We start from the raw sequence: 12,208 nt of genomic DNA on the forward strand, positions 1-12,208 counted from the left end.
TAGTGAAGGGCCCGGAAGAACCGGGCCCGAATAGTGATGATTACTGCTGCGGCTGAACGACAGGCTCTTGACCCGGCGCCGGCTGCTTGTTCGCATCCTCGTAACCCTTGCGCAGGGTTTCGTCCATGATGTCGACCTTGGACTTTTCCTTCGCGGAAGCGAGAAGAGCAAGATACTTGTCGCGCATGACGAGCTGACGAACCTGATCCTTGACCTGGTCGAACGGCGGCGGAGGTGCGTCGCGCTTATCTTCGACCTTGATGACGTGATAGCCGAAATCGGTCTTCACAGGGGTCTTCGAGTAGGTTCCCTTGTCGAGCGCGAAGGCTGCGTCTTCGAATTCCTTGACCATGCGGCCCTTGGTGAAATAGCCGAGATCGCCGCCGTCAGCCTTGTTCGGGTCGGTGGACTTTTCCTTGGCGAGCTCTGCGAAATCCTTGCCGGCGTCGAGCTGCTTGATGACGTCCTTGGCTTCGTCCTCGGTCTTCACCAGGATGTGGCGGGCGTGGACTTCTTCCTGCTTCGGAAGAGCGGCGACTTCCTTGTCGTAGCGCGCCTTTACTTCGTCGTCGGTGACGGTGTCAACGACGTGCTTCTTGAAGTAGGCGTTGTGCAGTTCGCGGTCCGTCAGATACTGAAGGCGCTTCTTGAACTCATCGGTCTGATCGAGCTTTTCCGTGGCGGCATCGCCGGCGAGCAGCTTTACGTCGATGGCGGCGGACAGCGCTGCGACCTTCTTCTGATCGTCAGGCAGCTGGGCCAGCTGCGGATCGAGATTGGCGATCGCCAGATCCAGTTCCGACTGATGAATTTCCAGAGTGCCAACCTTGGCAATGACGGCATCCGGCTTGTCTTCAGCATAGACCGGCGCATGGAACGCAACGAAGGTCGCGACCGCCATCACGGCAAGTTTGTTGTAGCTCAACATCAAATAACCTTTCAGAGTTACACCGCCGGCTTCAGCATCATGTGTGAATCCAGCCCAAAACAGCGTTCAACACTGGAATGTGGCCTTTCTATATCAGCCAAATCCGTTGACATCATTCGACCCCCCTCTTATCTGTCACGCAACCTCGCGTCCAGAAAAGTTTCCTGGCGTTTCGAGACGCGTGCCTGATTTTCGGCTGGGCATTCGTATAAGAAAAGCCGGGGAAGAATATTGAGAAAGGACCAGTCATATGGTCAGCTTTGGCGGCCTTGCCCGCAAGATATTTGGCTCTGCCAATGACCGCCGCGTGCGGTCTTTCCAGCCGAAAGTCGCAGACATCAATGCGATTGAAGAAAAGACGCGGGCATTGAGCGACGAACAGCTCGCCGCTCAGACGGTCGAGTTCCGCAAGCTCCTCGCCGAAGGCAAGACGCTCGACGACATCCTGGTGCCCGCCTTCGCGGTCGTCCGCGAGGCCTCGCGCCGTGTACTCGGCATGCGACCTTTTGACGTACAGCTCGTCGGCGGCATGATCCTTCACTCCGGCGATATCGCAGAGATGAAGACCGGTGAAGGTAAGACACTGGTCGCAACCCTGCCGGTTTATCTGAACGCGCTTTCCGGCAAGGGCGTGCACGTCGTCACCGTCAACGACTACCTGGCGCAGCGCGACGCGGCGACCATGGGCAAGGTCTACGGCTTCCTCGGGCTGACCACGGGCGTCATCGTCCACGGCCTTTCCGACGAGGAACGCGCCGCCGCCTATGGCTGCGACATCACCTACGCGACCAACAACGAGCTCGGCTTCGATTATCTGCGCGATAACATGAAGTACGAGAAGAACCAGATGGTTCAGCGCGGCCACAACTTCGCGATCGTCGACGAAGTGGACTCGATCCTCGTCGATGAAGCGCGCACGCCGCTGATCATCTCCGGTCCGCTGGACGACCGCTCCGATCTCTACAACACGATCGATGCCTATATCCCGCTCCTCTCGGACGGCGACTATGAGATCGACGAAAAGCAGCGTTCTGCCAACTTCTCCGAAGAAGGCACCGAAAAGCTTGAAAACCTGCTGAAACAGGCCGGCCTGCTGAAGGGCAACGCACTCTACGACATCGAAAACGTCGCGATCGTCCATCACGTCAACAACGCGCTGAAGGCGCACAAGCTGTTTCAGCGCGACAAGGACTATATCGTCCGCAACGACGAGATCGTTATCATCGACGAATTCACCGGCCGCATGATGCCGGGACGCCGTTATTCGGAAGGCCAGCACCAGGCGCTCGAAGCCAAGGAAAAGGTCAAGATCCAGCCTGAGAACCAGACGCTGGCGCAGATCACCTTCCAGAACTACTTCCGCATGTACGGCAAGCTCGCCGGCATGACCGGTACGGCGCAGACGGAAGCGGAAGAATTCGGCAACATCTACGGCCTCGAAGTCGTCGAAGTCCCGACCAATCTGCCGATCCAGCGTATCGACGAAGACGATGAGGTCTACCGGACCTTCGAAGAGAAGTTCAAGGCGATCATCGCCGAGATCGCCGAGGCGCAGAAGCGCAACCAGCCGGTGCTGGTCGGCACGACCTCGATCGAGAAGTCCGAACTGCTGGCCGACATGATGCGCAAGCAGGGCTTCAAGGACTTCCAGGTCCTCAACGCTCGCTATCATGAGCAGGAAGCTTATATCGTCGCACAGGCCGGCGTCCCCGGCGCCGTCACGATCGCCACCAACATGGCCGGCCGCGGTACCGACATTCAGCTCGGCGGGAACCTCGACATGCGTGTCGAGCGCGAGCTCGATGGCGTCGAGCCCGGTCCGGAATACGACGCGAAGGTCGAGGCGATCCGCGAAGAGATCAAGCAGCTCAAGGAAAAGGCGATTGCCGCAGGCGGTCTCTACGTCATCGCGACAGAGCGTCACGAAAGCCGCCGTATCGACAACCAGCTGCGTGGCCGTTCCGGCCGCCAGGGCGACCCGGGCCGTTCGAAGTTCTACCTGTCGCTTCAGGACGACCTGATGCGCATCTTCGGCTCCGACCGCATGGATTCGATGCTGACGAAGCTCGGCCTCAAGGAAGGCGAAGCGATCGTCCATCCCTGGATCAACAAGGCCCTCGAGCGCGCACAGAAGAAGGTCGAAGCCCGCAACTTCGACATCCGCAAAAACCTGCTCAAGTATGACGACGTTCTGAACGATCAGCGCAAGGTCATCTTCGACCAGCGCCTGGAGCTGATGGAATCGGCCAATATCGCCGAGACCGTTTCGGACATGCGGCGCGAAGTCATCGAAGATCTCGTCGACAAGCACATCCCCGAGCGCGCCTATGCCGAACAGTGGGATGCTGCCGGTCTGAAGGAACAGGTCGTCAGCCTGCTGAACCTCGATCTGCCCGTCGAAGACTGGGTCAAGGAAGAAGGTATCGGCGAAGACGATATCCGCGAGCGCCTGACCGAAGCCTCCAACGCCGCCTTCACGGAAAAGGCCGAACGCTTCGGTGATGACATCATGCGCTATGTCGAGCGTTCGATCGTCATGCAGACGCTCGACCATCTCTGGCGCGAACACATCGTCAATCTCGATCACCTCCGCTCGGTCATCGGCTTCCGCGGCTATGCCCAGCGCGATCCGCTGCAGGAATACAAGTCGGAAGCTTTCGAGCTCTTTCAGTCGCTGCTGAACAACCTTCGCCAGGCGGTGACGGCTCAGCTGATGCGCGTCGAACTGGTCCAGCAGGCGCCGGCCGAACCGGAACTCCCGGTCATGCACGCACAGCACCTCGACCCGGCGACCGGCGAGAACGAGTTTGCGACGGCCTACCAGGCTTCGGAAGTCATCGTCGCTCCCGAGAACCGCGACCCGAACGACCCGTCCACCTGGGGCAAGGTCGGCCGTAACGAAGCCTGCCCTTGCGGCTCGGGCAAGAAGTTCAAGCACTGCCACGGCGCATTTGCCGAAGCGTAAGAGCTTGGATAGACAATGAAGATGCCGCCTCCGGGCGGCATTTTCATTTGCGGCACAGACAACCGCGATATTAAGCGCCGCGGACGCGCCACAACCGTTTCTTAACCCTGATCTGGCAAGACTGACGATACGATTTGCCTGAGTTCTGGGTTGTGCGTGTTCATTATGGCAGTCATTGAGACGGCGGAAAAAATGCTGCCCGCGAGCCTGCGTCCCGCCGGCAGCCGGGTTCTGCATATGCTGGCCGCCGTGCTGACCCAGCGGGATGGCAAGGCGACCGCCCAGCGCATGGCGCTGACGGCCTTCGCAATCCGCATCCTCAGCGCCGCCCTAGTCTTCGTTTCCCAGATCGTCCTTGCGCGGCTGATGGGCGAGTGGGAATACGGCATCTACGTCTTCATCTGGGTACTGATCGTTCTTTTCGGCGACCTCTCCTGCCTCGGCTTTCACACCGCGATCGTTCGCTTCCTGCCGCAATACAAGGCATCGGGCGCTTTCGAGGAAATCCGCGGCCTGACCGGCAGCGCCCGCATCTTCGCGATCCTTTCCGGTTCGCTGCTGATGGTGTTTGGCATGGCAGGCCTGCATTTCTTTGGCGACAGGATTGCGACCTACTATCTGATCCCCGGCTTCCTGGGCCTTCTCGCTCTGCCGATGATTGCGCTCGGCGACGTTCTGGAGGGCACTTCGCGCGCCAATCACTGGCCGGTCATGGCCCTGAGCCCGATCTATATCATCCGGCCGGTACTGATTATCGTCTTTATGCTCATCGCAAACGCGATGGGTGCCGATCATACTGCGGTCACGGCGATGCAGGCCGCCCTCGCCGCTACCTACGTAACGGCGCTTGGCCAATATGCCGCGACGCTGCTACGCCTGCGCCACCACTACGACACCGGAGACCGTAAGGTTGATTTCATCGTTTGGCTGAGCGTCGCCTTCCCGATCTTTCTGATCGAGGGTGCCAGCTTCCTGCTGACCAACTCCGATGTCGTCATCGTCGGTATCTTTCTTGAGCCGCATGATGTCGCAATATACTTCGCTGCAGCCAAAACCATGGCGCTGGTGCAGTTCATCATGTTTTCGGTAAAGGCTGCCTCCGGCCCGCGTTTCTCCAGCATAATCGCCGACGGCACGAGGGGCGAGCTCGCCTCTGCCGCCGCCGACGCTGCGCGATGGACGTTCTGGCCGGCACTTGGCGTCGGCCTCGCGGTCCTTGCCGCTGGCCACTTGCTTCTATCGCTATTCGGTGGAGCCTTCACCGCCGGCTATGTGCTGATGGCGATCCTGCTTGCCGGTATTCTTGCCAAGGCGCTGGTTGGCCCGGCCGAAATGCTGCTGATGATGGCAGGCAAGCAGAACCTCTGCGCTGCCCTCTATGCCGGCGCGCTGACGGCCAATATCACGCTGAACCTGACCCTTATCCCCCACCTCGGAACCATCGGCACCGCGATCGCCACGGCATCGGCGATGGCCGTCGAGGCAACACTTCTTCATATCGCTGTGCGGCGCACGCTTGGCATCGTACTTTTTGCATTCAGCCGCCCGGCGACTGCGCAGGCAGACAGGAAGGCCCCTTGATGGTGCGCACCCCTCCGAATACCGAGTCCACCGACGCTACCACCAACCGGATGGTTCACGAGCTCGCCTCGCTGAATTTCGAGGGACCGCAGGCCGAGGCCCGCGTCGAGATCGGCCGCCCGGGGCGCGAGCTTTGCGTCTATCCCGGCAAGCTCGGCTACGAGCTGCAGGATGAACTCGACTTCCTGTCGAACAGGGCGATCGAACCGAACGTTTTCTTCACCGGCCGCTTTCTGGCGCCCGCCATGCCGCGCCTCGACGACCGGCAAGTCAGCTTCGCTCTGATGCGCGATACCGGCGGCAACCGCAGCCGTATGCGTTTCCTGATGCCGTTCTCCGTCGAGAAGCCGGGCTTTGCCGTCGGCCCATCGATCATCCGTGCCTGGTCGAACAGCTTCGCGCCGCTTGGAACGCCGCTTGTCGATGCCGAGGATGCTGCCGAGACGCTCGACAATCTCTTCGAGGGCCTGACGATCCGCGATCTCAGGCTGCCCCCCATTCTGGTCCTGCCGGATTTGCGGCTGAACGGCATTTTCGCCCGGCTCGTCAAAGCCGTCGCGCTGAGCCGCAACCTGCCGATCACCATGACCAACCCCTTCGAGCGTCCGATGCTGCAGAGCGAGGAAGACGCCGCCGTCTATCTCACAAGCTCCGTATCCTCGTCGCACATGCGCGAGATGCGCCGGCAATGGCGGCTTCTCGAAGACAAGGGCACGGTGACCTACAGCGTCGCCCGCCAGCCGCGCGACGTGCATATGCGCTTCGAACAGTTTCTCGCCATGGAAGCCGGCGGATGGAAGGGCAAGAAGCGCAGCGCGCTCGCCACCGACCGCTACCACACCGCCTTCGCCCGCGAAGCCGTCTCCAATCTGGCAGCCATCGACGCGGTCCGTATTCACACCATCGATTTCAACGGCAAGGCGATTGCCGCCATCGTCGTGCTGATGATGGGTGGCGAGGCCTACACCTGGAAAACCGCCTATGACGAGGAGTTTGCCCGCTATTCGCCCGGAAAGCTGCTGATGGGCGAGCTGACGGAATGGCATCTCGACGACGCCAACATCATCAGATCCGATTCCTGCGCCATTCCCGGCCACCCGATCATGAGCCGCTTCTGGAAGGAACGCGAGGAGATGGGAACGCTGGTCATCGGCCTGTCGCAGAACGGCGACCGGGATGTGCGTCAGGCAGCAACCCAGTTGCACATGTACAGCAACACCCGCAACATGGCGAAAATGCTGCGCGCCAAGATCATGTCGCTGGCCGGACGCGGCTAGGCGGTCTCTGCGGCAGCGCGCTCCCGCAGCGTTCGCCGGATCACCTTGCCAGTCGTCGTCAAAGGCAGCGCATCGACGAATTCCACTTCACGTGGATACTCATGCATCGAGAGCCGCATCTTCACCCAGTCGCGGATTTCGGCGGCAAGTTTCGCGCTTGGCGCAAAGCCCTGTGACAGCACGACATAGGCCTTAACGATCTCGGTGCGGACCGGGTCCGGCTTGCCGACTGCTGCAGCCAGCTGCACCGCGGGATGGCCGGACAGACAATCCTCGATCTCCGCCGGCCCGATCCGGTATCCGGATGAGGTGATGACGTCGTCGTCGCGGCCCTCGAAGGCGATGAAGCCTTCTTCATCCTGATGCGCCAGATCTCCTGTCAGCAGCCAGCCGTTGGCGAACTTGCGCTCCGTCGCGTCATCATCGTTCCAGTAGCCGAGAAACATCACCGGATCCGGCGCCCTGACACCGATCTGCCCGGTCTGCCCCACCGGCAGCTCGTTGCCCTTGTTATCGACGACGGCAACACGATGCCCCGGTGCTGGCCGCCCGATCGCCCCCGCCTTCGAAACGCCGGCGGCGGCGCTCGAGGAGATGACGAAATTGCACTCAGTCTGACCGTAGAATTCGTTGACGGTCATTCCCAGCGCATCACGCACCCAGTTATAGGTCTCGCGACCGAGAGACTCGCCCGCCGAACCGATCGTCCGCAGATCAAGATGGTATTTCCGGTGCAGATCGCCGCCAGCCTTCAATAGCCTGAGCGCCGTTGGCGGAATGAAGGCGTTGCGCACATGCATCTCCGCCATGATCCGGTAGGCCGTATCCGCATCGAATTTCTGGGCCGGCGATGAAACCACGGGCACGCCGAGCAGCAGGCTTGGCAGCAGCGCATTCAGCAATCCGCCCGCCCAAGCCCAGTCGGATGGCGTCCACACCTTGTCTCCCGCCTGCGGGAACCCCTCATGGGCAAACTGCATGCCCGGAATATGGCCCGCGAGCACGCGATGGCCATGCAAGGCGCCCTTTGGCGGACCCGTCGTGCCCGAGGTGAAGATCATCAGCGCCGGATCATCGGGCCCGGTCTCGGCAACCTCGAAGACAGGCGAATGCGCTGCGACCAGATCCGCGAAATGAAGCGCTTCTCCGCCGTCGATCGAAACCACCGTCTTCAGTTCGGGAAGCCGGTCGCGGATTTCCGCGATCCGTGTCATCCCGAAGGCATTGGTGATGACAACCGATGCACCTGCCGTCTTCAGCCGGTATTCCAGCGCCTCGACACCGAAAAGCAGCGCGAGCGGCAGGGCAATGGCGCCCATCTTGTAGATCGCGACATGCGAAATGACCGTTTCGAAAGATTGCGGCAGCAGCAATGCCACGCGATCGCCCCGCCGGATACCGAGCGAAACCAGCGCGTTGGCGAGTGACGCAGACCTCTGAGAAAGCTCGCCATAGCTCATCGCTTGATGGCGGCCGTCAGGGTTGAAATGTTCGAGACAGATCCTGCCAGGCTCTTTCGCAGCCCAATCGTCGCTGACCGCCCGGCCGATATTGAAATCACCTGGAATGTCCCACGCAAATTCACGGTAGAGATCGTCGTACCGATCGAAGTCGGGCAATTTCATAGGTCAGGTCCAGTCGATGCTGCACCAGCTAACACCCTGTAGCGCCGAAGCGCAAGCGGGTGGCCGAGCGCTGCAAATTTCTGCCCACAGTCTGCTGACACTTCGCCCGTATTGGCCCTAGATTACTCGGCAGGCGGCGGCGTTTATTCAATCACGGAGTCATTTCAATGGATTATGTAAAACTCGGCAAGACCGGCCTCGAAGTGTCGAAAATATGCCTGGGATGCATGACCTTCGGCGATCCCGGTCGCGGCAACCATGCCTGGACGCTCGGCGAAGAGGAAAGCCGCACCATCCTCAAGCAGGCGATCGATCTCGGCATCAACTTCCTCGACACCGCCAACACCTATTCCGACGGCTCTTCCGAAGAGATCGTCGGCCGGGCCATCAAGAGCTTTTCCAAGCGCGAAGACATCGTGCTCGCCACCAAGGTCTTCAACCGCATGCGCCCGGGCCCGAACGGCGCCGGCCTGTCGCGCAAGGCGATCTTCGATGAGATCGACAACAGCCTGCGCCGCCTCGGCACCGATTACGTCGACCTCTACCAGATCCATCGCTTCGACTATTCGACGCCGATCGAGGAAACGCTGGAGGCACTGCATGACGTCGTGAAATCGGGCAAGGCCCGCTATATCGGCGCCTCCTCGATGCATGCGTGGCAATTTGCCAAGATGGTCTATGCCTCGCGCCTCAACGGCTGGACCGAATTCGTCAGCATGCAGGATCACGTCAATCTGCTCTACCGCGAGGAAGAGCGCGAGATGCTGCCATTCTGCCAGGACCAGAAGATCGCCGTCATTCCCTGGAGCCCGCTTGCCCGCGGCCGCCTGACGCGCGACTGGGACGAGCAGACGGCCCGCACCGAAAGCGACGAATTCGGCAAGACGCTCTACCGTCAGGCCGAAGAATCCGACCGCAAGATCATCGACGCCGTTGGCCGTCTGGCGAAGGAGCATGGCGTGCCTCGTGCGCAGATCGCAACGGCCTGGATCCTGCAGAAGAGCGCAATCACGGCACCGATCATCGGCGCATCCCGGCCGGGTCATCTGAGCGATGCCGTCGCCGCGTTGGCGGTTAAACTGACGCCGGAGGAGATCGCAGCCCTCGAAGAACCCTACATTCCCCACCGCGTCGAAGGCTTCAAATAAGCAAACGGCCGGCGCCGTCTCAAACCTTGAGCGGCGCCGATTTCGGCGCCAACCTCTCACGCATCGACGAGAGGAATTGCGCCGCCAGTTCGCGGCTCTGGACGGCCCGCGCCAGGCTGACCGCCCCCATCATCGACGACAGCGTGGTAAAGCCGTTCTTGCGCCGTTCTTCTGGCGTGTCGCCGGGGACGACTTCAGCCAGGATTGCCGCAAGCTTCTCGAAGCCATCGTTGAAAATTTCGCGTACCGCGCCAGTGCTTCGCCCGACCTCGTCCATCAGCGAGACGAAGACGCAGCTGTTGCCGGGATCATCGACGGCCCGCCAGGAGACATAGTGCTCGATAAGCGCCTCCAGCGGCCGATCAGGAGACTGCGCGATCAGCTCCTTCCAGCGCACTTCAACCCGCGCGACCAGCGCCCGGCTGACCTCGATCTGCAATTCGTCCTTCGACTGAAAGTGGCCGTAGAAACCGCCATGCGTCAGCCCGCAGGCCTTCATGATGTCGGCAACACCAACGCCATCGAAGCCGTTCTCGCGAAACATCACACCCGCCGCCTGGATGATCTTCTCACGGTTTTCGGCAAATTTTTCGCGGCTGACACGCATCAAAACAATTCCTGAAATTGGTCGCTTGACAATTTATATGATGCCGATCATCAATACGCAACAAATATGATGATCATCATCTAAATCGGTGATGTATTGATCAGCTCCATAAATGGAACACGCCCCATGGTATCCACAGCGCTAGCCTCTACCCTCGCCCGGCGAAACATTCACTATGGATGGATCATCGTCGCCGCTACCTTCCTGACCATGCTGGTGACGGCAGGCGCCATGGGCGCACCCGGCGTTCTCATCAAGCCGTTACAGGATGAATTCGGCTGGGAGACCTCGCAGATTTCTTCTGCCCTGGCGATCCGCCTCATCCTCTTCGGCCTGATGGGTCCGTTCGCCGCCGCCTTCATGAATTACTTCGGCGTCCGCAAGGTCATCGTCTTTGCCCTCGGCCTGATCGGCGCAGGCTTTATCGGCTCGCTGTTCATGACCTCGCTCTGGCAACTTCTGGTGCTCTGGGGCATCGTCGTCGGTTTCGGCACCGGCCTGACGGCCATGGTCCTTGCCGCAACCGTCTCGGCCCGCTGGTTCACCAAGCATCGCGGCCTCGTCGTCGGCATGCTCTCGGCGAGCTCAGCCACCGGCCAGCTCGTCTTCCTGCCGCTGATGGCGGAACTGACCGAGCGCTTCGGCTGGCGCTCGACGGTCTTCTTTGTCTGCGCCATGATCATGGTCGCCGCCCTTGTCGTCCTTCTCTTCATGCGCGACCGCCCATCGGATCTGAACCTGCCATCGGTCGGCGAGGCACACGTGACGGCGGCGCCCGCCCGCGGCACGCTGATCGACGCTCTGAAGATGCCGCTTGTCGTCCTCAAGGAGATTTCGGGAACCTCGACCTTCTGGATCCTGTTTGCCACTTTCTTCATCTGCGGCCTCAGTACCAACGGCCTGATCCAGACGCATTTCGTCACGCTTTGCGGCGATTTCGGCATCCTCCCGGTCGCAGCCGCCAGCGTTCTGGCTGTCATGGGCATCTTCGACTTCTTCGGCACGATCGGTTCCGGCTGGCTCTCCGACCGTTTCGATAATCGTTGGCTGCTCTTCTGGTATTATGGCCTGCGCGGCCTCTCGCTGCTCTTCCTGCCCTTCAGCAACTTCACCTTCTATGGCCTGTCGATCTTCGCTGTCTTCTACGGTCTCGACTGGATCGCCACGGTGCCGCCGACCGTCAAGATAGCCGCCGATCGCTTCGGCAAGGAGAAGGTCGGCCTGGTCTTCGGCTGGGTCTTCGCGGGCCATCAGCTGGGCGCAGCAACCGCCGCCTACGGCGCCGGCCTGTCGCGCACCGAGCTTCAGAGCTATCTTCCGGCCTTCTTCATCGCCGGCGCCTTCTGCCTGCTCGCCTCGATCCTGGCGATCACACTGAAGAAGCCGGGCCTTGGCAGCGCCGGATCCGCCGTCGCCCACTAACGAAAATGGCTTCCGGCGCATTTGCGCCGGAAGCCATATCAAATCAGCCGGATAACCCCGCCCGCCGTCTTGCATGCGCGGGCAATCGCATGTTAGACACCCGCCCGTCGGTATCCGTTGCCCCATTGGCGGAATTGGTAGACGCGCTCGACTCAAAATCGAGTTTCGAAAGAAGTGCTGGTTCGACTCCGGCATGGGGCACCACCTCCCGGAAAAGCAGCCCTTAGAGCTGCGTCCCCTAGCGTGCCTGCGAAGCCTGCCGAACCGTCTGCGTCTACTTGTTCTTCAGCAGCCACATCTTGCCGGCCATGGTGATGCCGTAGACATCCTTGGCGGCGTCGGTGTCGAGGTTGCGGCGCTCGATGAGGCCGGATCCGCTCAGTTCTTCGATCGACTTGGGCGTCACGGACTTGATCTTCTGCGGACGCTCTTTCCACCGGTCGTTCTTTGCGTAGGTCACGGTGGCGTTCTCATGAGTCCACTTGTTCGTGGCCTGGGGATGAAGGTCGCCGTCCTTGGCAAGCTTCAGCGCAGAGATGAGGGCGGGGGTAAGTTCGATCATAATTGTAAAAGGCCTGTTTTAAGTTTCTGAGGGGCCCTTAGCACATATTTGGCGAACACCCTCAAAAAAGCGGCCGGATTCGTATTTTTTGCA

The 12,208-nt window shown here is 60.6% G+C and carries 9 protein-coding genes and 1 tRNA gene; 6 read left to right on the forward strand and 4 right to left on the reverse strand.

Features of this window, described 5'->3' with window-relative positions:
- Positions 1-40 precede the first annotated feature (40 nt).
- A complete protein-coding gene (locus AC1DJO_RS10585; RefSeq protein WP_112386101.1) occupies positions 41-928 on the reverse strand; it encodes a peptidylprolyl isomerase in 888 nt (295 codons plus the stop codon).
- A gap of 250 nt (positions 929-1,178) precedes the next feature.
- Between AC1DJO_RS10585 and secA the strand changes: the two genes are divergently transcribed.
- From secA to AC1DJO_RS10600, 3 genes are all read left to right on the forward strand, one after another.
- A complete protein-coding gene (gene secA / locus AC1DJO_RS10590; RefSeq protein ID WP_112517675.1) occupies positions 1,179-3,893 on the forward strand; it encodes a preprotein translocase subunit SecA in 2,715 nt (904 codons plus the stop codon).
- A gap of 165 nt (positions 3,894-4,058) precedes the next feature.
- Positions 4,059-5,474, forward strand: a complete 1,416-nt coding sequence (locus AC1DJO_RS10595; protein WP_477970371.1) for a lipopolysaccharide biosynthesis protein — start codon at positions 4,059-4,061, stop codon at positions 5,472-5,474.
- Positions 5,474-6,751, forward strand: a complete 1,278-nt coding sequence (locus AC1DJO_RS10600; RefSeq protein WP_112386104.1) for a GNAT family N-acetyltransferase — start codon at positions 5,474-5,476, stop codon at positions 6,749-6,751. Before AC1DJO_RS10595 ends, AC1DJO_RS10600 begins: the two co-directional genes overlap by 1 nt.
- Here the strand turns inward: AC1DJO_RS10600 and AC1DJO_RS10605 are convergent.
- A complete protein-coding gene (locus tag AC1DJO_RS10605; RefSeq protein ID WP_477970373.1) occupies positions 6,748-8,376 on the reverse strand; it encodes an AMP-binding protein in 1,629 nt (542 codons plus the stop codon). The two genes, AC1DJO_RS10600 and AC1DJO_RS10605, sit on opposite strands and share 4 nt — an antisense overlap.
- Positions 8,377-8,543: 167 nt before the next feature.
- Here AC1DJO_RS10605 and AC1DJO_RS10610 point away from each other — a divergent pair, with 167 nt between their 5' ends.
- Positions 8,544-9,524, forward strand: coding sequence for an aldo/keto reductase (locus AC1DJO_RS10610; RefSeq protein ID WP_477970375.1), 981 nt, complete (start codon positions 8,544-8,546; stop codon positions 9,522-9,524).
- A gap of 19 nt (positions 9,525-9,543) precedes the next feature.
- On the opposite strand, the gene AC1DJO_RS10615 is transcribed toward AC1DJO_RS10610, so the two are convergent.
- Complete coding sequence (locus AC1DJO_RS10615) at positions 9,544-10,131, reverse strand: TetR/AcrR family transcriptional regulator (protein WP_477941363.1); 588 nt, start codon at positions 10,129-10,131, stop codon at positions 9,544-9,546.
- A gap of 126 nt (positions 10,132-10,257) precedes the next feature.
- Between AC1DJO_RS10615 and AC1DJO_RS10620 the strand changes: the two genes are divergently transcribed.
- Positions 10,258-11,553, forward strand: coding sequence for an MFS transporter (locus AC1DJO_RS10620; protein WP_112517680.1), 1,296 nt, complete (start codon positions 10,258-10,260; stop codon positions 11,551-11,553).
- Between the two features lie 119 nt (positions 11,554-11,672).
- Positions 11,673-11,757: transfer RNA gene (locus tag AC1DJO_RS10625), tRNA-Leu, on the forward strand.
- Between the two features lie 70 nt (positions 11,758-11,827).
- Here the strand turns inward: AC1DJO_RS10625 and AC1DJO_RS10630 are convergent.
- Positions 11,828-12,115, reverse strand: a complete 288-nt coding sequence (locus AC1DJO_RS10630; RefSeq protein WP_112386109.1) for a hypothetical protein — start codon at positions 12,113-12,115, stop codon at positions 11,828-11,830.
- Between the last annotated feature and the right edge of the window lie 93 nt (positions 12,116-12,208).

Source organism: Rhizobium sp. 05N430 (genome assembly GCF_056396985.1).